Annotated in this window: 16 protein-coding genes, 2 tRNA genes, 2 rRNA genes and 2 pseudogenes; 9 read left to right on the forward strand and 13 right to left on the reverse strand. The window is 33.2% G+C overall.

The features are described from left to right. Positions 1 to 12: 12 nt before the first annotated feature. Positions 13 to 2,947 (reverse strand): 23S ribosomal RNA (locus tag CR532_RS02150). 199 nt (positions 2,948 to 3,146) lie between these two features. Between CR532_RS02150 and CR532_RS02155 the strand changes: the two genes are divergently transcribed. Beyond that, positions 3,147 to 3,617 carry a hypothetical protein gene (locus tag CR532_RS02155; protein ID WP_108729195.1) on the forward strand — a complete coding sequence of 157 codons (471 nt, stop codon included), beginning with the start codon at positions 3,147 to 3,149 and terminating at the stop codon, positions 3,615 to 3,617. Between the two features lie 61 nt (positions 3,618 to 3,678). On the opposite strand, the gene CR532_RS02160 is transcribed toward CR532_RS02155, so the two are convergent. Continuing rightward, entirely contained in the window at positions 3,679 to 4,521 is an 843-nt protein-coding gene (locus CR532_RS02160; RefSeq protein ID WP_108729196.1) for a Cof-type HAD-IIB family hydrolase, read from the reverse strand. 73 nt (positions 4,522 to 4,594) lie between these two features. On the opposite strand from CR532_RS02160, the gene hpt reads away from it, so the two are divergent. Genes hpt through purB form a run of 3 tightly spaced genes read left to right on the forward strand, consistent with a single transcriptional unit; the run spans position 4,595 to position 7,854 of the window. Next, positions 4,595 to 5,182, forward strand: coding sequence for a hypoxanthine phosphoribosyltransferase (hpt, locus tag CR532_RS02165; protein WP_234416415.1), 588 nt, complete (start codon positions 4,595 to 4,597; stop codon positions 5,180 to 5,182). Between the two features lie 9 nt (positions 5,183 to 5,191). Continuing rightward, positions 5,192 to 6,475 (forward strand): adenylosuccinate synthase, encoded by a 1,284-nt coding sequence (locus CR532_RS02170; RefSeq protein WP_108729198.1) that lies wholly within the window; start codon positions 5,192 to 5,194, stop codon positions 6,473 to 6,475. Beyond that, a complete protein-coding gene (gene purB, locus CR532_RS02175) occupies positions 6,460 to 7,854 on the forward strand; it encodes an adenylosuccinate lyase (RefSeq protein WP_108729199.1) in 1,395 nt (464 codons plus the stop codon). The genes CR532_RS02170 and purB overlap by 16 nt, the downstream gene beginning before the upstream one ends. Before the next feature lie 7 nt (positions 7,855 to 7,861). On the opposite strand, the gene CR532_RS02180 is transcribed toward purB, so the two are convergent. After that, positions 7,862 to 8,422: a DNA-3-methyladenine glycosylase gene (locus CR532_RS02180; protein ID WP_108729618.1), complete on the reverse strand. Its 561-nt coding sequence runs from the start codon at positions 8,420 to 8,422 to the stop codon at positions 7,862 to 7,864. Positions 8,423 to 8,581: 159 nt separating this feature from the next. Here CR532_RS02180 and CR532_RS02185 point away from each other — a divergent pair. After that, positions 8,582 to 8,655: transfer RNA gene (locus tag CR532_RS02185), tRNA-Ile, on the forward strand. Positions 8,656 to 8,720: 65 nt separating this feature from the next. On the opposite strand, the gene CR532_RS02190 is transcribed toward CR532_RS02185, so the two are convergent. The 7 genes from CR532_RS02190 to rsmI form a co-directional block, all read right to left on the reverse strand. Then, positions 8,721 to 10,055 carry a 6-phospho-alpha-glucosidase gene (locus tag CR532_RS02190; RefSeq protein ID WP_108729200.1) on the reverse strand — a complete coding sequence of 445 codons (1,335 nt, stop codon included), beginning with the start codon at positions 10,053 to 10,055 and terminating at the stop codon, positions 8,721 to 8,723. Then, complete coding sequence (locus CR532_RS02195) at positions 10,052 to 11,593, reverse strand: alpha-glucoside-specific PTS transporter subunit IIBC (RefSeq protein ID WP_108729201.1); 1,542 nt, start codon at positions 11,591 to 11,593, stop codon at positions 10,052 to 10,054. The genes CR532_RS02190 and CR532_RS02195 overlap by 4 nt, the downstream gene beginning before the upstream one ends. A gap of 223 nt (positions 11,594 to 11,816) precedes the next feature. Further along, positions 11,817 to 11,890: transfer RNA gene (locus tag CR532_RS02200), tRNA-Ala, on the reverse strand. A 202-nt stretch (positions 11,891 to 12,092) separates the two neighbouring features. Then, positions 12,093 to 13,629, reverse strand: a 16S ribosomal RNA gene (locus CR532_RS02205). A 142-nt stretch (positions 13,630 to 13,771) separates the two neighbouring features. Continuing rightward, positions 13,772 to 15,178 (reverse strand): DNA repair protein RadA, encoded by a 1,407-nt coding sequence (gene radA, locus CR532_RS02210; protein ID WP_108729202.1) that lies wholly within the window; start codon positions 15,176 to 15,178, stop codon positions 13,772 to 13,774. Next, positions 15,171 to 15,377 carry a hypothetical protein gene (locus tag CR532_RS05500; protein ID WP_311196360.1) on the reverse strand — a complete coding sequence of 69 codons (207 nt, stop codon included), beginning with the start codon at positions 15,375 to 15,377 and terminating at the stop codon, positions 15,171 to 15,173. The genes radA and CR532_RS05500 overlap by 8 nt, the downstream gene beginning before the upstream one ends. A gap of 419 nt (positions 15,378 to 15,796) precedes the next feature. Beyond that, positions 15,797 to 16,471: a 16S rRNA (cytidine(1402)-2'-O)-methyltransferase gene (rsmI, locus tag CR532_RS02220; RefSeq protein ID WP_108729203.1), complete on the reverse strand. Its 675-nt coding sequence runs from the start codon at positions 16,469 to 16,471 to the stop codon at positions 15,797 to 15,799. 264 nt (positions 16,472 to 16,735) lie between these two features. Between rsmI and CR532_RS02225 the strand changes: the two genes are divergently transcribed. Next, complete coding sequence (locus CR532_RS02225) at positions 16,736 to 17,056, forward strand: hypothetical protein (RefSeq protein ID WP_108729204.1); 321 nt, start codon at positions 16,736 to 16,738, stop codon at positions 17,054 to 17,056. Positions 17,057 to 17,064: 8 nt separating this feature from the next. Here CR532_RS02225 and CR532_RS02230 read toward each other — a convergent pair whose 3' ends face one another. Beyond that, positions 17,065 to 17,454: a DUF1893 domain-containing protein gene (locus CR532_RS02230; protein WP_108729205.1), complete on the reverse strand. Its 390-nt coding sequence runs from the start codon at positions 17,452 to 17,454 to the stop codon at positions 17,065 to 17,067. 117 nt (positions 17,455 to 17,571) lie between these two features. Between CR532_RS02230 and CR532_RS02235 the strand changes: the two genes are divergently transcribed. The 3 genes and pseudogenes from CR532_RS02235 to CR532_RS02245 all read left to right on the forward strand — a co-directional run bounded on the left by CR532_RS02235 (position 17,572) and on the right by CR532_RS02245 (position 19,775). Then, the gene (locus CR532_RS02235) at positions 17,572 to 18,150 is read left to right on the forward strand and encodes a YigZ family protein (protein ID WP_108729206.1); all 579 of its coding nucleotides are present in this window, start codon (positions 17,572 to 17,574) and stop codon (positions 18,148 to 18,150) included. 179 nt (positions 18,151 to 18,329) lie between these two features. Then, positions 18,330 to 19,087, forward strand: a pseudogene (locus CR532_RS02240) (ParA family protein). A 2-nt stretch (positions 19,088 to 19,089) separates the two neighbouring features. Then, positions 19,090 to 19,775, forward strand: a pseudogene (locus CR532_RS02245) (hypothetical protein). On the opposite strand, the gene CR532_RS02250 reads toward CR532_RS02245, so the two are convergent. Beyond that, on the reverse strand, positions 19,768 to 20,550 hold the full coding sequence (locus tag CR532_RS02250) for a ParB/RepB/Spo0J family partition protein (protein WP_108729207.1): 783 nt from the start codon (positions 20,548 to 20,550) through the stop codon (positions 19,768 to 19,770). The pseudogene CR532_RS02245 and the gene CR532_RS02250 overlap by 8 nt on opposite strands. A gap of 131 nt (positions 20,551 to 20,681) precedes the next feature. After that, the gene (gene gyrA / locus CR532_RS02255; protein WP_108729208.1) at positions 20,682 to 23,114 is read right to left on the reverse strand and encodes a DNA topoisomerase (ATP-hydrolyzing) subunit A; all 2,433 of its coding nucleotides are present in this window, start codon (positions 23,112 to 23,114) and stop codon (positions 20,682 to 20,684) included. Positions 23,115 to 23,116 lie beyond the last annotated feature (2 nt).

A 23,116-nucleotide genomic window follows, 5' to 3' on the forward strand; every position in this document is an offset into this window, starting at 1 on the left:
GAAGACAAAAATATGGTCAAAGATTCGGGTAATTAGTATTAGTCAGCTTAATATATTACTATACTTACACTTCTAACCTATCAACCTGGTATTCTTCCAGGACCCTCATAGGATATCTCATCTTGAGGAAGGCTTCCCACTTAGATGCTTTCAGCGGTTATCCCTTCCGAACGTAGCTACCCAGCACTTACCCTTGGCAGGATAACTGGTACACTAGAGGTTCGTCCATCTCGGTCCTCTCGTACTAAAGATAGTTCCTCTCAAATATCCAACGCTTGTGGCAGATAGGGACCAAACTGTCTCACGACGTTCTGAACCCAGCTCGCGTACCGCTTTAAATGGCGAACAGCCATACCCTTAGGACCTGCTTCAGCCCTAGGATGCGATGAGCCGACATCGAGGTGCCAAACCCTCCCGTCGATGTGAACTCTTGGGGAGGATAAGCCTGTTATCCCCGGAGTACCTTTTATTCGTTAAGTGACGGCGCTTCCACTCGCCACCGCCAGATCACTAAGACCTACTTTCGTATCTGTTCGACTTGTCAGTCTCACAGTTAAGCTACCTTATGCCTTTACACTTACAGAGTGATTTCCAACCACTCTAAGGTAACCTTTGTGCACCTCCGTTACTCTTTAGGAGGCGACCGCCCCAGTCAAACTACCCACCTGGCACTATCCTCATATCACTATGAGTTAGAAACTTAATTAAACAAGGGTGGTATTTCAAGTGCGACTCCACTATCCCTAACGAGATAGCTTCAAAGTCTCCCACCTATCCTACACATATTTAATCAAATCTCAATACCAAGCTATAGTAAAGGTTCACGGGGTCTTTCCGTCTAACCACAAGTAATCGGCATCTTCACCGATACTTCAATTTCACCGAGCTCCACGTTGAGACAGCGTCCAAATCGTTACACCATTCGTGCGGGTCGGAACTTACCCGACAAGGAATTTCGCTACCTTAGGACCGTTATAGTTACGGCCGCCGTTTACTGGGGCTTAAATTCAATGCCTCGCTTTTACACTAACATCTCCTCTTAACCTTCCAGCACCGGGCAGGTGTCAGTCCCTATACTTCTCTTTACAGATTTGCAGAGACCTGTGTTTTTGGTAAACAGTCGTTTGGACCATTTTTATGCTACCTAATCTCTTAGGTCGTACTTATCCCGAAGTTACGTACGTATTTTGCAGAGTTCCTTAACGTGGATTCTCTCGCGCGCCTTAGAATTTTCATCCCACCTACCTGTGTCGGTTTGCGGTACGGTCCCTCATAGCCTAACCTTAGAAGTTATTTCTTGGCACCTTGACTACCTACATTTCATGTTGCCTAAACAACACTCATCATCACATCTCAGCTCTCTTAGCGGATTTTCCTACTAAAATCAACACCTTAATGCTTAAACTAGGACTACCATCCCCTAGCAGTAGTTAACCTCATGCGTCACTCCAATCGAAACTATAAGAGGTACGGGAATATTAACCCGTTTCCCATCGACTTCACTTTTCAGCTTTGCCTTAGGGGCCGACTAACCCTGGGAAGACGACCTTCACCCAGGAAACCTTAGGTTTTCGGCGAATGGGGATCTCACCCATTTTTTCGTTACTCATACCTGCATTCTCACTTCTGATACCTCCATCAAACTTCTCAGTTTAACTTCTCAGGCTTACAGAACGCTCCCCTACCACTCTAATCTAAATTAAAGTCCAAAGCTTCGGTAATGTGTTTAGCCCCGTTACATTGTCGGCGCTTAAGTACTCGACCAGTGAGCTATTACGCACTCTTTAAAGGTATGGCTGCTTCTAAGCCAACCTCCTGGCTGTTTACGTACCTAAACCTCCTTTTCCACTTAACACATTTTTGAGACCTTAGCTGTTGGTCTGGGTTGTTTCCCTCTCGACTATGAACCTTATCGCCCACAGTCTCACTCCTATTCATCATACAATAGCATTCGGAGTTTAACTGAGTTTGGTACCCTTTGACAGGCCCTAGCTCAATTAGTGCTCTACCTCTATTGCACTAAAATAAGGCTGAACTTAAATCCATTTCGGGGAGAACCAGCTATCTCCGAGTTTGTTTAGCCTTTCACTCCTATTCACAGCTCATCCCTGCCTTTTTAAACAGACTAGGGTTCGGCCCTCCACTTGGTTTTACCCAAGCTTCAGCCTGGCCATAAATAGATCACTCGGCTTCGGGTCTACCACATCTAACTAAATCGCCCTTTTAAGACTCGCTTTCGCTCAGGCTCCAGCACTTCTATGCCTTAACCTTGCTAGACATGATAACTCGCAGGTTCATTATGCAAAAGGCACGCCATCACCATGAATAAACCATGGCTCTGACTGCTTGTAAGTCTACGGTTTCAGTTCTATTTCACTCCCCTCCCGGGGTTCTTTTCACCTTTCCCTCACGGTACTCTTCACTATCGGTAGCTTTCTAGTATTTAGCCTTGGAGAGTGGTCTCCCCAGATTCAGACAAGGTTTCTCGTGTCTCGTCCTACTCAGGAACATCCTTAAGAAGATATCTACATTTAAATTACAGGGCTATCACCTTCTATGACTAACCTTTCCAGGTTATTCTTCTATGTAAATATTTTGTAACTTCTCAGCTTATCACAGACTAAGCTTCAAGTGTCCTACAACCCTCTAGATGCAACGCTCTGTAGCTTGACACATCCAAAGTTTAGGCTACTCCCCTTTCGCTCGCCACTACTTAGGGAATCTCTTTGATTTCTTTTCCTCAGGGTACTTAGATGGTTCACTTCCCCTGGTATAGCCTCTACTACACAGTAGTAGATAATTAGCATCTAGCTAATTGGATTACTCCATTCGGTAATCTCGGGATCATAAAATGTTTGCTTCTCCCCCAAGCTTTTCGCAGCTTACCACGACCTTCTTCGCCTTAAAGCTCCTAGGCATCCACCATAGACTCTTTATTACTTTGACCATATTTTTATCTTCCATCTCTATTTTGCCAATCGTTTATACAACATAAATTAATATATACTTTTGCTACTACTATGTCAATACTCTTATAACATTTTTTATCATTAATTTTTCAAAGACACCCTCTCTACTCTAAACTCAAAAATAAAAGCTCTGAGAATAAGCTATTAAATGCTATAATGCATTGAAAGGAGTAAATCATGTATAAAAAAATAATTAATCTAATATTATACTTATCTATTCTAAGTTGCACCTCAACATCAAAAAATATACCCGAAATACCAAAAATCAATGAAGAGAATCTGATTGCAATAATTTCCTTAGAAACAAATACAAATGAGCAAGAAGTTGTCAATTTAAAAAAATATACTGAAGCATATTTACAAGAATTACTAAATTGGCTTGTTACTGCAAAAAAAATAATCGAAAAACACTATCCTGAATTTAAAAACAAAATGATCATAGAAGATAAGCAATTTATGGAAGATGAATTAAAAAACAAACCAGAATACTATAATAAACATTTATTCATCAAAGATGATATTTATGAAAAATATAAATTAACTGAGAAAAAATCACATTTTATTCCACTAATGGATGAAACCTCTATCTTATACAGTAGAGCAGAAAGCATAAAAAATGCTTATGATGAATACCTAACAAAAGAATAAAAATGTTAAATAAAAGACATTTAAAACTTAGATCTTTAAAATAAAATTAATTTGGGAGGGCTTAGCTAACATCGATATCAAGATTAAAAAACTCAATTAAAAACTTTGCAACTCCATCCTTATCGTTATCAAATTTTGTAACCTCGTTATTTGGTAAATTAGTCCTAACAAATTCATTCGCATTTTTCATTACAACTCCCTTTCCAACATTTTTCAACATTTCATAATCATTACCATTATCTCCGAATGCTAAGATATCGCAAAGAGCAACACATTTAAATAAAGCAACATTTTTAACAGCATTATACTTACTAGTATCCGCATGTGTAATTTCTAAAAGATCCTTAGCAGAGAAAAATATACTTATATCTTTAAATTTTTTTTCTATTATTGTATTTCTAAAATTTTCAAGAATAGTGAAATTTTGAGAATAATAAACTATCTTAGAAAAAGAATCCATTTGAAGATCAAATAGGTCAGTAATAATAGGCTTTATTCCTAAATTTTCAATAAAATGATTCATAATTGGACTTCTAATCTCTCTATCAGAATACCAACCCTTAAGAGTATAAAGATTAATATCAATTTCTCCTCTCTCTACCCTAAGAATTTCTCTTACTAAAGAGTAGTCCATCTTATGGCTCAAAATCAGATTGCTCTTAAAAAACACCTCTGCTCCATTGGCTGTTATAATATAACTTTTATCAATTTCAATTTCTTTAAGCTGACTGAGAACATCCTTAATTTCATCCAATCTCCTACCAGTAGCAATCATTATATGAAAATCATTTTTTAATCTTAAGAGAACTTTTAAAGTTAATGGTGTAATTGCATGCCTACTATTAAGCAAGGTTCCATCAAGATCAAAAACTAACATCTTATATTTTTTATAATTAGAATTCATGTATAAATCTCTCTTTTTAAATAAATAATATCATATTTCCATTAGTTATAAACCTAAATCTACCTTGAATTAATTGTCTAAAAAAATTATAATCAAGGTGTTAAAGGTTGCACGAAGTGAGTTAAATATAAATTTAATGAATGATGAAATTTCAACTTTGTTTACAGAAGAAAAAATAAAAAGCAAAATTAAAGAGTTAGCCCTAAAGATTAGAAATGATTACCAAGCTAAGAATAATGTAGTTTTTATATCAATCCTTAAAGGCTCATTTATGTTTTTTGCAGACATTATAAGAGAGATTGGGTTGAATGTGGCGATTGATTTTCTACAAGCCTCAAGTTATGGAAGTGGAGCTTATTCTTCACTAAAGGTATCGATAAAAAAAGATATTGATATTAATATCGAAAATAGTTATGTAATAATTTTTGATGATATTATAGATACTGGATTAACATATAAGAAAATCATTAAACATTTAAAAACTAAGAATCCTAGAGAAATTAAAACTTGTGCCCTTTTCAATAAACCATCTAAGAGATTAACAGAATTAAAGGTAGATTATGTGGGATTTGATATTGACGATCATTTTGTAGTTGGATATGGTATCGATTTCAATGAAAACCACAGAACTTTAAAGGATGTAGCAAAAATAAACAAATAGGAGACAGAAATGTCAATTTATGCGGTTATTGGAACTCAGTGGGGAGATGAAGGAAAGGGAAAGATCATAGATTTTCTCTCAGAAAAGGCAAATTACGTTGTAAGGTTTAACGGAGGAAATAATGCCGGCCATACTATTGTTGCTAACAATAAAAAGTTTATTTTTCATCTATTACCATCTGGGGTTTTGCAAGGATCAAAGTGCGTAATTGGGCCTGGGGTTGTAATTGATCCGCTAGTTTTAATTGAAGAACTTAAAATACTAAGGCAAAATAATATACAAATAGAAATATTTATAAGCGACAAAACTCACATAATAATGCCTTATCATATCAAAATTGACGAACTTAGTGAACAAAAAAAGGACTCTCGCAAAATTGGAACCACTAAGAGAGGCATTGGGCCTTGTTATTCCGATAAAATTAATAGAACAGGCATAAGAGCCGTTGACCTACTTGACATGGAAATTTTTGAAAAAAAACTAAAAATAAATTTAGATGAAAAAAATGCAATTATAGAAAAAATATATAATGACCAACCCTTTAGTTACACTGATATCTTGAAACAGTACAACGAATATATATCAATACTTAAACCTTTAATTACAAACACAGGAGAAATATTAAAACATGCTATGGACGCTGAGGAAACTATTCTAATAGAAGGTGCACAAGGTACAATGCTTGATGTTGAGCATGGTACATTTCCCTTCGTAACATCAAGTAGTACATTAATCGCAGCAGCCGCGGGGTGCGAAATTCCTATTTCAAAGATCAAACACAAGATTGGCATAATAAAATCATTCTCATCAAGAGTTGGCGCAGGACCTTTTGTGAGTGAAATTTTAGATCCTATTGGAGATAAAATTAGAGAACAGGGAAAAGAATACGGATCAACAACAGGAAGACCCAGACGAATTGGTTGGCTTGATCTTTTAACAATAAAAAAATCGGTAACTCTTAACGAATTAAATCACTTAGCCTTAACTAAACTAGACATTCTAAATGACATTAAAGAACTCAAAATTTGTACAGCCTATGAATTCCAAGGAAAGATATACGATTATATACCCACTTCCTGTGAAATATTAGAAAAAGCCAAGCCTATATATAAGACTTTCAAAGGATTTAAAAAAGACATTAGCACTATAAGTTGTTATGAAGACTTACCAATTGAGGCTAGAGAATACATTGAATTCATTGAAAGAGCGGTAGGAGTTCAAATTTCAATTATTTCCCTTGGAGAAGAGAGAAGAAAAACCATTTTTAGGAATAAAGAATGGATCAATATATAAACCCATTAAACTCAAGATATTCAAGTAAAGAAATGCTTTACATTTTTTCACCAAAATTTAAGTACACAACATGGAGAAAATTGTGGTATAACTTGGCCTTAACTCAACAAGAATTGGGCATAGACATTAGCAAAGAACAACTCAATAAATTATTTAAGCATATTGAAAACATTGATTTAAATCTTGTAGAAAAATACGAGAAAAAATTCAAACATGAAGTCATGGCACATCTTTATGCTTATGCCGATTTGATTGGTGATGACGCTAGAAAAATCTTACACCTTGGGGTTACAAGTGCTTATTTAATGGATAACACAGATTTAATTCAAATAAAAGAAGCTCTATTACTTATTAAAAATAATCTTACAAAACTCATTAAAACTTTAAAAGAATTTTCAATAAAGCATAAAGATCTAGCAACACTTGCATATACTCATTTGCAAGAAGCTCAATTAACAACTCTTGGCAAAAGAAGTAGCTTGTGGCTTCAAAGCTTGATTTTTGATTTTGAAGAACTTGAATTCATTTTATCCAACATGTGTTTCAGAGGAGTAAAGGGAACTGTTGGGAGTCAAAGTAGCTTTAGCGAATTATTTTCATCTAACTTTAAAAAGGTCAAAGATCTAGACATAAATCTTGCTAAAAAAATGGGTTTTGATAAAGTTTATAAAATAACTAGCCAAACCTATGACCGTAAATTTGACTCATCTATATTAAACTTTCTGAGTAATCTATCTCAGAGTGCACATAAAATAACCAATGACATTAGATTTATGCAACATCTTAAAGAAATTGAAGAGCATTTTGAAGAGGAGCAAATAGGTTCATCAGCAATGCCTTACAAAAGAAATCCTATTTATAGTGAAAGGGTGGCTTCTCTTGCTAAGTTTATAATGAGCCTACAAGCAAGCGGTGGTTTTATAGCTGCAACCCAATGGCTTGAGAGAACTCTAGATGATTCAGCTTGCAAGAGACTAAATACTCCTCAAGCATTCTTAGCTGCTGATGCTATCTTAATATTATTAAATAAAATATTTAATAATATCAGAGTAAACGAAAAAATTATTGAAACACATGTAAAAATAGAAATGCCATTTATATTAACAGAAGATATATTAATGAAAGCAACCAAAAATGGTGGTGATAGACAAATACTACATGAAAAGATAAGAATTTATTCAATGCAAGTAAGGGAAAGTCTTTATTCAGGGATCACGGCAAACAATTTAATTAAGCTAATCCTTGACGATGCAAGCTTTAGATTAACACCTAAGGATATAGAAGAAGTCTTAAATCCAAATGCAAACATAGGTTTTGCCCCATGTCAAGTTGAAGATTTTATTAAAGAAATGGTTAACCCTATTCTTAAAGAGACATAATGGATTGCTAATATTTAGAAACAAATCTATTTCCCTTTATGTAAAATCTCCAAAGCTTATTTGCATATTCCTCACCTGCATAATTAATATTTATTCTCTTTGAGCACGATATTTCAAAATCAAAAGATATTCCGTTCTTTAAAAAAAGCTCAGAATTATTAATAAGATCTACTTTATTAAACCTTAAATCTATATTTAAGAATTTCGTAAGTTTTCCAGGTCCATTAGTAATTTTTTTATCAGTCTTCACTAAAGGTGAAAGAGGTTCAATCCCTCTTATTAAAACAGCATGGGGATTATTCTCATTAGATGCCACAACATTTAGCATATAATACATACCATAAATCATATAAATATAAGCATACCCACCAATATTATACATAGCGCTTGTACGGTTTGTTATTCTACCTCCATAAGCATGACAAGCTCTGTCTATTACCCCCATATACGCCTCTGTTTCAACAATTTTAGTAATAATTTCCCTGTTATCTATTTTTCTAATCAAAAAGTGCCCAAGCAAAGACTTTGCAAGCACAACGGCATCTTGTATAAAAAACTCTCTATCCATTAGCATAATTTTAAATCAAAATTAAATTCACAACTTATTATAATGATATAAAAAACTAAGCATAATAATTACAAAGCAATGTATAATTATCAAAAAACAAGTCTATATTGACAAACCAAATAAAGTTCAATAAAATTTTAGAAGATAAGTATATTTATAGGGATCATAGCTCAGGTGGTTAGAGCGCAGGTCTGATAAACCTGAGGTCGGATGTTCAACTCATCCTGGTCCCAATTACTAAATTTACAAATTACAACCTACTGCCTCAAAAAAAGCAAGCCTTAAGGCTTGCTTTTTTTTATTTTAATTCTGGCCAATAATCCCTGTTAGCCATAATAAGATCGTCAAGTATCGCCTTAGCAACACTTGCACTAGGTACCATTTTAGACATAGTTAATGCTTGCCACAACTTTAAATATGATTTTTCTACCCAAGCTTCAACTGTAAGTTTCTCAGCAGCAACTTGTTGTTCCATAAGTCCTTTTTGAAACTGAGGGATCTTACCCATACATATACGCTCAGGCCCATTAGAACCAACAATACATGGAACTTCCACCATAGCAGTCGGATCAAAGTTCTCAATAGACCCATTGTTCTCAACAATCAAAAGCATTCTCTCGCCTGTATTAAAAGCTATCGCCCGAGCAAGATCAACAATATAAGATGCATGTTCATCAATCTCAATAGTAGTATCGACAGCCGTATTATTTTTAGCTATTCGCTTACACTCACCAAAAACCTTAGCTTCTCTACCCTCCTTGACTTCTCTAACTCTCGTTTTCTTAGGATCAGTATGTTCAAGCTCATAGTCGCTATACAAATAGTACTTCAAATAAGTATTTGGTAGAGTGCTTGGGTCAAGAGCAGCTACATCTTTAGCTTTACCAAATGTTGAAGTCCAACTTGCGTCAATATGTTGCCCTGATTCAGCCTCTCTTCCTGAAAGATATCCATGTGTTTTTACATGTTCCACAAGTCTTGGCATTAAATTATCGCCGTTTACATGCTTAACTTCGGTCCACCAACCAAAATGGTTAAGGCCGTAGTATCTTACAATCAGCTCTTTTCTAGATTTTAATCTTAAAATATCAATAAATCTATTCTCAATCCCAACCGGCATATCACAAATATTTAATATCTTAGAATTGGGGCGAAGCAATCTTGTAGCCTCAGCAACAATTGCAGCAGGATTAGAATAATTTAACATCCAAGCATGGGGGGAATATTTCTCCATATAATCAACAAGTTCAAGAACCCCCCCAATTGAACGCATACCATAAGCAATGCCGCCAGGTCCGCATGTTTCTTGGCCAACAACACCATGCCTAAGAGGTATTGTTTCGTCAAGTTCTCTCATCTCATATTTACCAACTCTAATATGAGCCATTACAAAATCAACATCAATAAATGCTTCCTTTGGGTCTGTGGTATAAGAAAACTTTACATCAGGATATCTCTCCTTAATTAATATCTTGCAAGCATTACCAACAATAGCCTGACGCTCACTATCAATATCATAAAGCTTGATATTACTAATGGGAAACTCATCAAGATGATCAAGTAGCATTAAAACTATACCTGGTGTGAAGGTACTTCCTCCACCAGCAATTACAATATTAAATTTTTTTTTCATACTTCCTCCTTAACATCTTCAAGTATAGATTCCATCTCCTCCCTTAATATTGGGACATCAAGACCAATAACAATTTGAAAATAATTATCTGTCTTAAATATTCCCTTAACACCATACTTCTTAAAACTCTCATCAGGATGAACTTTATTGACATCTTTAACAGTAACCCTTAGTCTGGTAGCACAATTACTAAGATCCTCAATATTAGCTTTTCCACCCAGCATATGAATTATGCTTAAAGCTTGATGTCTAAATTGATCCCCAATATAATCTTTCCTAGTATGTAATTTAACGGGAGTGTCATCATCCCATCTACCAGGAGTCTTAAAATTAAACTTTAATATTAAGTATTTAAATGAAAAGAAATAAATAACTGTAAAAATACTCCCAATAATAAGCTGTGCAATATAAGGTTCGGGATGATTTCTCCACATAGGAATCCAATTGAGCAAGAAAAAATCAATTAACCCAGTACCCATATTTCCTACAAGTCCAAAAGAATACATAATAGCAGACATCAACCCAGCAAGAACAGAATGTAGGATAAAAAGCATAGGAGCAGCAAAAAGAAATGTGAACTCAATAGGTTCCGTTATTCCATTGATCATTGAAGTAAGAGCTGCAGGTATTAATAATCCTTTTAAAGCTTTTCTCTTATCTTTCTTAGCACTATAATACATCGCCAAAGAGAGACCAAAAACACCAAATACCTTAGAATTTCCATGAAGTGCAAAACCACCACCTGGGAATAATTCTTTAAGAGGAATCGTACTTTGAGAAAATTCTTGAATATGCTCAGCCCAATGCTTTAAAATGCCTTCATCAACAACGGCTGGACCAAATATAAATGGCTGATAGATAAAATGATGAAATCCAAAAGGAATTAAAACTCTCTCTAAGAATGTATAAAGCCAAACACCAAAAGCTCCTGAGTATGCCATCATCTCCTGCAAGCCAGCAATTCCCATTTGCATCTTAGGCCAGACAATACAAAAAATTAATGCTAAAGGTAACATGGTTAAGAAACTTAAAGCCACTATGAAATTACTACCTGAAAAAATTTGCAAATAAGGAGAAACCTTGATATCAAAATATCTATTATGCAAATAAATAATAATACAAGAGACTATAATTGCCCCAAATATGCTAGTATCAAGAGTTTTAATATTAGCTAACATAGTAAGTCCACTTGTTCCACCTGGTTCTACAGAATAATCAATGCCAAAGGTTTGACCATAAAGACTTAAAATAGCCGCAATAAAATAATTAAAGAGTAAAAATGCAAGTAAAGACTCAACACAAGCCCTGCTGGAAGCTTTTTTTACCAAGCTTATTGGTAAAGTAGCTGCAAATAGTAAAGGCATTTGTCTAAAAATTGTCCAACCACCTTCTCCAAGCATCCACCAAAGGTCTCTCCAAGCTCCAGGACCTGCTCCTATTAAAAAAACAGATGATAATCCTACTACCAAACCAAATAGAGCAAAAAATAAAGCAGGAATAACCATTGCACTCCCGAATTTTTGCATTGTTTGTATCATAAATGAGACTCCTATTATTTAACAAAGATAATTATTATTGAAACAATTACCATAAAGATAATATTTTTATTCTAATATTAATTGATTAATTTAATTAATATTAGAATAAAAATATTATCCAAATTTGTCAAGAAAGAATAGTCAAATAAGAAGAGATCCTTAAAGGATCTCTTCTTATTTGACTATTCTTTAGATAAAATTTATTTTTTTTAAATAAACAAAATGGAGGTTAAGGGACTCGAACCCTTGACCCTCGGCTTGCAAAGCCGATGCTCTAGCCAACTGAGCTAAACCCCCCAAATAACAAACTATAAATTACTATAGTACAAAAAAAGAATAAATTCAACAAATTTAAATTAACAATAAAGTAATTTACACGCATTACATACAAAAAGAATAAGAACTCAATCAAACTTGAATACCTATTCTTCTATAGCTAAAAAAGACAAAGGAAGAGTTAAAATCATACTATTCAATTTAAATAATTACTTTCTCTTAGAAAGGAGGTGATCCAGCCGCACTTTCCAGTACGGCTACCTTGTTACGACTTCACCCCCCTCACTAAACATACCTTAGATACCTCCCTCCCTTACGGGTTAGAATAATAGCTTCGGGTATCCTCAACTCGGGTGGTGTGACGGGCGGTGTGTACAAGGCCCGAGAACGTATTCACCGTATCATTCTGATATACGATTACTAGCGATTCCAACTTCATGAAGTCGAGTTTCAGACTTCAATCTGGACTGAGACCTGCTTTATGCGTTTTGCTTCACATCACTGTTTCGCATCGCTTTGTACAGGCCATTGTAGCACGTGTGTAGCCCAGGACATAAGGGCCATGATGATTTGACGTCATCCTCACCTTCCTCCGGCTTATCACCGGCAGTCTCGTCTGAGTCCCCATCTTTACATGCTGGTAACAGACAATAAGGGTTGCGCTCGTTGCGGGACTTAACCCAACACCTCACAGCACGAGCTGACGACAACCATGCAGCACCTGTATATAGACCCCAAACGGGGAATAGTTATCTCTAACTATATCCTATATATGTCAAGCCCTGGTAAGGTTCCTCGCGTATCATCGAATTAAACCACATGCTCCACCGCTTGTGCGGGCCCCCGTCAATTCCTTTGAGTTTCACTCTTGCGAGCATACTCCCCAGGCGGCACACTTAACACGTTAGCTTCGGTACTAACCTTTCAGTTAACACCAAGTGTGCATCGTTTACAGCGTAGACTACCAGGGTATCTAATCCTGTTTGCTCCCTACGCTTTCGTGACTCAGCGTCAGTCTTGACCTAGAAGTTCGCCTTCGCCTCTGGTATTCTTCCTGATATCAACAGATTCCACCCTTACACCAGGAATTCTAACTTCCCCTATCAGACTCTAGTTATGCAGTTTCCAGCATATTCCCACAGTTGAGCTGTGGTATTTTACGCATAGACTTACATATCCGCCTACTCACCCTTTACGCCCAATAATCCCGAACAACGCTCGCCCCTTACGTATTACCGCGGCTGCTGGCACGTAATTAGCCGGGGCTTATTCCTAAATTAACGTCATCACTCTGTCATTTCCTACAAAGCTTATTCCTCATTTATAAAAGAACTTTACAATCTTTCGACCTTCATCGTTCACGCAGTGTCGCTCCGTCAGGCTTTCGCCCATTGCGGAAGATTCTTAGCTGCTGCCTCCCGTAGGAGTCTGGACCGTATCTCAGTTCCAGTGTGACCGTTCACCCTCTCAGGCCGGTTACTTATCATAGCCTTGGTAGGCTCTTACCCTACCAACTAGCTAATAAGACGCAGACTCATCTACAAGCGAAGCTTTAAAGGCTTCCTTTCATCAATTGACATCTCAATTGACCTTATTCGGTATTAGCTACTATTTCTAATAGTTATCCCCATCTCGTAGGTAGATTATCCACGCGTTACTCACCCGTTCGCCACTGAATGTATTGCTACATCCCGTTTGACTTGCATGCTTAAGACGCACTGCCAGCGTTAGTTCTAAGCCAGGATCAAACTCTTCGTTATTTTTATTTTCTTTAATTTAAAATTAACAGGTTATTCATTTTTTGGCTCTTAAAACCTTACTTAACTCTTCCCTTCTCTTATCTTCCAATTCTTAATATTAACTTTTATTACTTTATAATATACATTCATCTTTGTCAATACTTTAAACTTTATTTTTTGTATTAAGATTCTTAAATAAATTGTTTCTATTATTTCTTATCTCGCTATCTTTTACTAATCTCTTAACAATATCTAAAACCTTACCTACCTCTTCATAGCCATCATAATGACTGCCTCTTAAATTTGCGCCCAAGACACTCTTAAATCCAGCCTTCCTAGCAGAGAGAACCTTACCTTCAATATTAGAAGATACTTTAATTCCTCCTGAAAGCGAAATTTCACCTGTAAAGATTAGATCTTGACTTACAATGATATTCGTCTTGGCCGAAAATAACGCAACTAAAACAGCAAGTTCAATTTCTATATCATCAATTTTAAGGCCTCCAGAAACATTAACATATACATCATCATTATTAAAATTAAGATTTAAATACTTGCTAAGAACAGCTAAGATTCTTGATATTTTTTTAGAGTCTACTTTTTCTGAAAAAATTCTAGAAATATTCATACCTGTCTTTGCTATTAAAGCCTGTATCTCGACAAATAAAACTCTACTTCCCTTGTTAATAATTCCAATAGCAATTCCTGAAGATACTTCTTCCTTCTTCTCCAAAAAAATAGAAGAAGGATCTTTAACCTCAACAAGACCTAAACTTGTCATCTCAAAAATACCTATCTCATTAATAGTGCCAAATCTATTTTTAGTTGCTCTAAGCATACGCAAAGATTTTTCTGCTTCTTCAAAATAAAAAACAGCATCTACCATATGTTCTATTATTTTTGGTCCAGCTAAAATACCATCTTTGGTAATATGGCCTACCAAAAATAAAGTTATATCCTTACTTTTTGCCCACTCTCCAAGCTTATAAACGCAATACTTTAATTGAGATATACCTCCAAGTCCACCCTGAACTTCTTTTGAATGTAAAGTTTGGATAGAATCAACAACCATAAAATCAAGCTCAATATTTTCAAGCATTCCCATTAAAGAGTCAACATTTATCTCATTAGTTATCAATATATCAGCAAAAAGATTAAGTCTATTTGCTCTTAATTTAATCTGTGGAATTGACTCTTCACCCGCAAGATAAAGCACATTTTTACCAGCAAGTGAGATAGTATTAGAAATTTGAAGTAAAAAAGTTGACTTTCCAATTCCAGGATCTCCTGATATCAAAATTGCACTACCAAGTACAATACCAGAGCCAAGAACTCTATCAAACTCTTCAATGCCTGTTGAATGCTTAATATTGTCAATCTGCTTTAAATCTCTCAAAGATAGTATTTCACTTTTTGAAAGATTTAAATTCCCCTCATATTCAGATTTGCGTTCAGTATAAGATTCTAAACTTTCCCAACTTGAACACTCTGGACACTTCCCTAGCCATTTTAAAGACTTATAGCCACAATTTAAACACTTATAAATTTCTTTATCTTTACTTCTAGCCATAAAGCATTAATAAATAGACCTTCCTTGATGCTGTAGCAAGCACATTCTTTAATTTATAGCCTAACTTGGGCTCCAAATAATCCAAAAAATCTTTTAAACCTTCATTATTGCCCTTAAGCTTAATCCAAAATTCCTTTAAAATCAAAACACTCTCCCTAAGTTCATTATAATTGGAAAAAGATAAAGCATTAGCATACATTAAAATCAAAAAATCCGATTTTTGTTTATTTAAAAAAATCTATTCTTAGGATTCTTTTTGTAAAAGCAAAGCCTCTATAGTAAACTGTACTAGGATCATCATAATCGACTAATGCCAAAATAATATCGGTTAAACACAAGCTCTCTTATTTGTTTTCTTATACACTTACTTTCAAACTCATAATCAAACCTTTTAAACAATAATGCTCTAAAGAGAAAACATATAAATTAACTTCCTGAAGGAAATTTAAAACCTTATCTTTAGTATTGATTTGTTCACCAGTAAAAAGGACTTGCTAAATAAATCTTCATCAAATACTCCTTTTAACTTATAATAACACGAGAGAGTACCAAGCCGAGCTTTAGCATTAAACTCAAAATATCTGCAATATACTAACCTTGAAAATGCAAAAACTGATTTCAGGTTTTAGATTTTCTACTAACTAAAACTGTAAACTCTCCTTTATTTCTCTTATTTTCTTCAAAATACTTTTTCAACTCCAAGGGATTACCAACCTTATACTCTTCATATACTTTTGTCATCTCACGCCCAACAAGAACATTGGCTCCTAGATCTACTAAAGAAATTTCAGACAACAATTTCAAAATTCTATGACTGGATTCAAGAAGAACAAATGCATCACCTCTATTATAAAGCTCTTCAATCCTTTTAACCCTCTTAATGCCTTTATTTGGCAAAAAACCCTCAAAGAGTATAACCTTATCCTTAAAAGGATTCACACTGGTAACTGTACTGAAAGAACTAGCGCCTGGAATAGGACAAACTTTATGCCCATCTTTAAGTGCTGCACCAACAAGCAATCCACCAGGATCACTAAGACAAGGTGTACCAGCATCACTAACGAAAGCTACACTTTTTCCACTAGATAAGTACTCCAATAGCAAACCAATTCTCTTATTTTCTATTACTGCATTACAAGAAATTAACTTTTTAATAATACCATAACGAGATAAAAGTCTTTTGGTAATTCTTGTATCCTCAGCAAATATAACATCCACTAATTTTAAAGTATCAACTGCACGATATGTAATATCGCCTAAATTACCTATGGGTGTTCCAACGATATACAACACATAATCTCCTTAAAAATTCAAAAACACATTCTATTTTAACTGCATTAAATTTACTTTTATACAAAAAGAATATTTAATGCTCCAATTTTTGTGAAGAAAATTTAAAAGATACCTCCTCATAAATGAACTTCTTTAAACTATTTATAATTTAATAAAAATACTTAGATTTTATATACTCATATGAAAAATATTTGTTTTTATGCTATATTTATTCATATTATTGGTTAATTTAAACAACTGAAAGCTAAAGGGCAGGAAGGTCTTATGTTGAAGCTCATTAAAAAAATATTCATAGTCTATTTTCTATGTATTACCCTTGCTGGACTTGTTATGGTTTTTATTAACAGTAACCTTTCAGAAAAACAAATTGTTCCAAATGGAAAAAGTCGAATTATTAAACATACAATCGACCCTAACTTAATTATACTCACATCTTCAATTGGAGGTTTTCTAGGAGTTTATGCTGGAATATGGATTTTTGATTATGGAAAAGATAATTTTTACTTAAGCTGGGGAAGCTTAATAATATTAATATATAATATAGGGTTGATCCTTTCTGTTTATTCCAAATCAACTAATAAATAACCTCAATTTTAGGAATTATTATGAATAATTCCACTTTTTATCATATACTTATAAACTTCTTCGGGATTTTCTAAGCTTTCAATCAAATTCTCAGCCTTGTCATTTATCTTCTCTACCAATTTTTTAAAAGTAACCTTTATTCCTCTACTTTCCAAAAAGTCCTTTGCTGGCTGAGAAATAACTCCTGCCTGAACATTTTGAAGACCAATATTATATATAATAATAGCAGCTGCCTTGCCTACAACCTTATCATAAATTTCCAAACCTTCTTTATTTTGAATATACTTATTAATAAAATTATCGACCTCTAAAAGGGATTTTAAACCTCTTTCCATATTAGAATAAAGTATTCTATGATCCTTAAACAATCTTAATGTAGGATTCAATCCTGATATCATTTCCAGCCCCTCTCAAACACTTGCTTTCAGAAATTACTTTAAAAATAATTACTATTAATAATATACATAAATTAAAAATACTTCAACATAAAAAAATATGATATATTATTAAATTGGGTGATGTTAATTCCTAAAGATAGTATTCATTCAAAAATTGAAGTAAAAAAGTCAATTTTCATATCATACATCTTTCATGTAGAGAAAAAAGAAGAAATAAATAAGATATTAAAAGAATATAAATTTAAATTCAAAAATGCAACTCATGTTGTTTATGGATTTAGAATTGGCAATTCAATTTCATTTATAAATGGGATGAACGATGATAAAGAGCCACACTTAACGGCAGGAAAACCCACACTAGACACTATATTAAACAACAATTTAATAGACACTCTAATTATTACAGTTCGCTATTTTGGAGGAACTCTACTAGGTAAAGGAGGCCTAGTTAAAGCATATTCTAGGGCAGCACAAGAAGTCATCAACAAATCAAACTTAATAGAAAAAGAAGAAATGGAACTATTAAATCTAAATTTAAACTATAATCAATACAGCTTACTTGTTCGTATAAAAAATAGGATAGGAATTAAAATTACAGACACAAGCTTTCTTGAAAAAATCAATACCACAATAAAATTCAACATAAAAGACAAAGAGAAGATCTTAATATCTTTACAAGAAAATTCCTTACTCTAATTCTGATAGCATAAACTTACTAACATTTCCAACGGAGGTAGAGACATTTTATTGAATTAAATGTCTCTACCTCCGTTGCTTTTACTGCTTTGAATATAATTTACATATATTGTTATCATTTTTGTTATTTACGTTCTACAATAGGATATTATTATTATGTACAACAAAAGAAAATTTTTATGAAAATGATATCCATTATTAATCAAAAAGGCGGAGTTGGTAAAACAACTAGCGCTATAAATATTGCCTATTCAATGACGTTTCTTAATAAGAAGCCTCTCCTAATAGATATTGATTCGCAAGGAAATACTAGCAGCGGAGTAAATATTTCCAAAAAAGAAGGTGGTAATTCAAGTTATGAACTTATTTACAAAAAGCAAAAAATTTCACCCATTAAAAATTTTAACTTAGACATAATTCCTTCAAGTCTTAAGTTAGCACTACTTGAGAAAGAATTAATAAATGAAATTGCAAGAGAGAATTTTCTAAAAAATTCCCTAGAACAATTTACAAAAGATAGATACGACCTTATCATTATTGACTGTCCCCCTACTCTTTAAATACTTATAATAAACGCTCTTGTTACAAGCAAATATCTTCTAATACCAATAGAAACAGAATTTTTTGCCTTTGAAGGAATCACTCAACTATTAGATACAATAGCTACCGTTAAGCAAATAAATAAAATTTTAGAGATTGCTGGTATCTTTATCAATAAATATGATATTAGAAATAAAATAAAAGTAAAGAAAATTATATTGACTACTCAAGAAAAGTATTCAAAGAAAAATTTTTAAATACCAAAATAAGAAACAATATTAATATCTCTAAATCTCAAGAAGCAAAAGTACCAGTATACATATACAATAAAGGAAGCAACGCAGCAAGGGATTTTTTAGAAATTACAAAAGAAATAATGAATAAAATTAAAGGATAAAAATGTCAGACAATCTAGATACCCTAATGACTCTAATAGGTCAAAAGCTAGAAAAAATGAGGACCATAAAACCATTTTGGCACAGCAAGAATTGATTATTATTGAAAATAAAAATTTCAAATATGAAAAATTGGACAAAGAAATAGCTGAGTTTTTACAAATGAAGCAATACGAAATTTTTAACATCTTTAACAATATATATACAGAAATTGGAAGAATCCTAAAAGAAGCGCAAGAAAAGCTACGCGGTAGTAACCAACATGACGGACTTTTCTACAAGTGGTTTACTAGTATGGGATTTAAAAAGGACAAAGTTTACTCATTAATATCAAGATACGAATTACTTGTCGAAAATTCCAATAAGCAATCTATAATAAAAAACTTACCATTATCTCTCTCGTATGAAATTTCCAAAAAATCCTGTCCTATTTATTTAAGAACAGAAGTCCTTAATGGAAAAATAAAATCTTTAAAAGAATTTCAATCACTTTATAAAAAAGATGCAAACTATAAAACAAATCTTAAAATAAAATTTAATAAAATCCAGTTTAGAAAAGAAGAAATTATAAAAATAATAGAGTTACTCCTGCAAGACCTAAATGATACTAAAAATATTAAATTAGACAAGATAAAACATAAACAAGAACTTTTTATTATTTTGAAAGAAGTACAGAAAAAAATTACTTAATGTTCTCAAAGATAGAGATAATTCTTTTTAAATCAGAAGATGTAAAATAGCTTATTTCTATTTTCCCTTTTTCCTTACTCCCCTTAATATTTATTTTAGTTTGTATTCTACTTACTAAAAATTCTTTAACACTGCTTAAAAAAGGATCCCTTAACATTTCCAATTTATTATCAATAGATTTATCAAAATTCTTAACATAATTTTCAGCATCTCTAACGGACAATTTCCTTTTAATTATTAAAATATAAAGAGTATATCTATCCTGATTATCCTTTAATGATAATAAAACCTTGGCATGTCCTAAAGATATTTCTTTTTTATGTAAAGAATTTAAAATTTCCTGCTCAAGTTCTAAAATTCTAACTAAATTAGCGATATGAGTTCTATTTTTACCTATTTTTTCAGATAAAGCTTTTTGGGTCAAAGAATGTTTATTCATAAGATTTTTATAAGCATATGCCTCCTCAACAGGTGTTAAATTTTCCCTTTGAATGTTTTCAATTAAAGACATAAAATCTTGGTTTTTTCTATTTGTCCCTATCTCTATAACAGGAATTTGTCTCATATCGGCTAGTTTAGCGGCCCTAAATCTTCTCTCACCTATTATTAGGTTATACCTTCCATTATTATTAAAAACAACAATGGGCTGCAATATCCCATTCTCTTTTATAGAGACACTTAACTCTTCAAGTTCAGTAAGACCAATAGACTTTCTAGGTTGAGACTTATCTACATCTAAAAGTTCAATATCTACCATTTTAAGAATCTCTTTCATCGTACTTAAAACCTCCTTGTAATAATACAAAACTTTATAAAGTTGCTCTAGGTAAATTTCAATTAGATAATAATATAATAAAAAGAATGTTCCACGTGGAACATTCTTCAAATACAATAGATATTAATTTATCATTTAATAAATTTTGAAACAGACACTAACTTATCCTCATCAAGAGATATCACCTGAATTCCTCTAGCATCTTTACCTTGTTCAGATATTTTACCGACTAATGTCCTTAAAACTTTTGAACTCTTACTTACAAGTAATATTTCATCATCTTGTGAAACTGTAATAGCATCAACAATCCCTCCTGCTTTTTCATCGGATTTCTTATAGCTAGCATACCCAGTAGCACCTCTTTTAAGCGTACTCAATCTAGAGATTTCTAATCTCTTGCCATAACCATTTTCAGAAACAATTAAAAGATGGGATCCTTGTCTTACACCTAAAGCCTTAATAAATATATCACCCTCTTTTACTTTCATACCGAATACACCTTGAGTGCCTCTATTTGTAAGTCTAATATCATTTGAATTAAATATAAAAGAATTTCCTCTCATAGAAATACAAATGATTTTTTCATTCCCAGAAACAATTTCAGCGCTTGTAACAAAATCCTTGTCATCAAGCCTAATAATAATAACTCCTCTTGATTTAATTGCCTTAAAGCCTTCTGTTCCAATACGAGCTATTTTCCCATTCGCAGTTGTTATTAATAAGTAATTGTCCACAGATAATTCATTGCTGTTTTTAATAGTTAATATCTCTTCTGTTTCTCCCAAATTAATAAGTTCACGGATATTTTGCCCTTTTGAAGATCTAGAAGTATCCTTAATCTCATAAGCATTAATTACATAAAGCTTTCCTTCATTTGAAATCATCAATAAAAAGTCATGAGTATTTACACATAAAGAAATATTAACTTGGTCTTCATCCTGCAAATCAAAAGAACCAAGCCCCCTACCACCTATACCTTGAAGTTTATACTCATCCTGTACGATTCTTTTAATAAAACCTCGTTTTGTAAGCATAACAATAACATTTTCCCTCTGCATTAAATCTGACATACTAGTTTTTAAAACCTCCTCATCGTAAATGATTTTTGTTCGGCGTTCATCACCAAATTTTAAACTTAAATTAATAATTTCTTTCCTTATAATATCAACAATTCTAACTGGGTTTAAGAGAATATCTTCATAATCTTTTATTAAACCTAAGATAAGTGTAAACTCTTCTTCAAGTTTTTCTATCTCAAGAGATGTTAATCTATGTAATTTCATATCAAGAATAGAGTTAGCTTGAATTTCTGATAAATGAAATTCGTTAATAATGGTTTCCCTAGCATCCTTTACAACCCTAGAAGACTTTATTATTTTTATCACTTTATCGATATTTTTTAAAGCAACATTTAACCCTTCAAGAATATGAGCTTTTTCTCTTGCTTTCTTTAAGTCAAACTCTACCCGTCTTCTAACAATTTCCTTTCTATATTTAATAAATTCAGATAAAAGTTCTTCTAAACTCAGTTGCTTTGGAATTCCATCAACAAGAGCCAAGTTATTTATGCTAAAGTTTTTCCTCAGGTCAGTATACTCATAAAGCAAGTTCATAACAACATGAGGATCAAAGCCTTTCTTAATCTCAAGTACAATTCTAATCCCCTCACGATCCGACTCATCCCTTATGTCAGAGATACCTTCTAGCCTTTCTTCTTTAGCCAATAATGCAACTTTCATAAGCAGAGAAGATTTATTTACAGCATAAGGTATTTGTGTAATTATAATAGCAGAATGATCTTCTAATTTTTCCTCAATATGATACTTAGCTCGAATAACAATACTGCCTTTACCTGTTATATAAGCCTTAATTAGACTGTCATTATAAATAATTTCAGCAGCTGTCGGAAAATCTGGTCCCTTAACTATCGCAATTAAATCATTAATAGACACATTATCATTATCCAACATATAAACTACAGCATCACAAATCTCTTTCAAATTATGTGGAGCCATATTTGTTGCCATTCCAACAGCAATTCCACTAGAACCGTTTACCAATAAAAATGGAAAAGCAGCTGGCAAAACCTCAGGCTCACTTAAAGAATCATCATAATTGGGTCTAAAATCAACAGTATGTTTATCGATATCCTTAACAAGCTCTTCAGCTATTCTTGCCATCCGAGCCTCAGTATATCTCATAGCAGCAGGGGGATCGCCATCAATAGAACCAAAATTTCCCTGCCCACTTATTATAGGATATCTTAAAGAAAATTCTTGTGCAAGCCTCACAAGTGCCTCATAAATCGACTGATCACCATGAGGATGATACTTCCCAAGAACATCACCAACTATTCTTCCAGCTTTCTTAAATGGCTTATCAGCCCTAAGTCCCATTTCATGCATCGAATAAAGGATTCTCCTGTGCACAGGTTTAAGACCATCCCTAACATCAGGAAGGGCTCTTGAAACAATAACAGACATTGCATAATTTAAATAAGAGGTTTTAACCTCATCTTCTATTTTAATATTTAATATTTGCTCTCTACCTTCTTTAATTGCCATTA

The sequence above is a fragment of the Candidatus Borreliella tachyglossi genome, assembly GCF_003076595.1.
GTDB classification, from domain to species: Bacteria; Spirochaetota; Spirochaetia; order Borreliales; family Borreliaceae; genus Borrelia; species Borrelia tachyglossi.